Origin of the sequence: Vibrio sp. 10N.222.55.C6, assembly GCF_041473395.1 — a bacterium.
Taxonomy (GTDB): domain Bacteria; phylum Pseudomonadota; class Gammaproteobacteria; order Enterobacterales; family Vibrionaceae; genus Vibrio; species Vibrio crassostreae_C.
On the sequence record NZ_JBFRSD010000798.1, the window covers coordinates 1 to 671 of the forward strand.

1 protein-coding gene is annotated in these 671 nt (G+C 41.6%); it reads left to right on the forward strand.

The window, feature by feature from the left end:
• Nucleotides 1–671 (forward strand): ATP-binding protein (locus tag AB4486_RS26245; RefSeq protein ID WP_372119693.1); only part of this gene is annotated, 671 nt, incomplete at both ends.

A 671-nucleotide genomic window follows, 5' to 3' on the forward strand; every position in this document is an offset into this window, starting at 1 on the left:
GAACTGGATAAGCAGGTTGTTTGGATAAAAGTTGACTGCCCAAACAACTCTAGCGTTCGGGATTTATGTGAAGAAATACTGGCATCTTTAGACTTATCGTTAGGAAGAGAAAAAACGAAACCCGCAGGAACGATAGGTGCATTGGTTCGACAGATTGAGCAAAACATTAAATCAAGTTTTCTTGGCATCTTAGTGATCGATGAGATGCAGAGGCTTGTTTTCAAACGAACAGGTGGTGAGAACAATCTTTTGAACTTCTTGCACAGTCTAGTGAACAAACTTGGTGTTCCAATCTTCTTTTGTGCGAACCCTCCATTTGATGACACATTAGCAAGGACGTTGAAAGCGGCGAGACGTGCTGAAAGTGGTGGTTATTTTGTTATGGAGGTATTGGAGCGTGACAGTGATGCTTGGGAAGCCTTTGTTGAAGAGCTGTGGAAGTATCAATGGACAAATAATTATACAGAATTAACTCAAGAGCTTAACAATAAGCTCTATGAATTATCTGTTGGAAACATGGATATGGCATGTCGCACATATCGTGAAGCGCAACGAGCTGTCATTGGGACATGTGATGAAACAATAACCGCTGCCACATTAGAGATGGGTTATGCCCTAGCGTGTGGACTATCATCAAAAACGGAAGAAGTTAGAAGCCTAAAGTCTGTAAG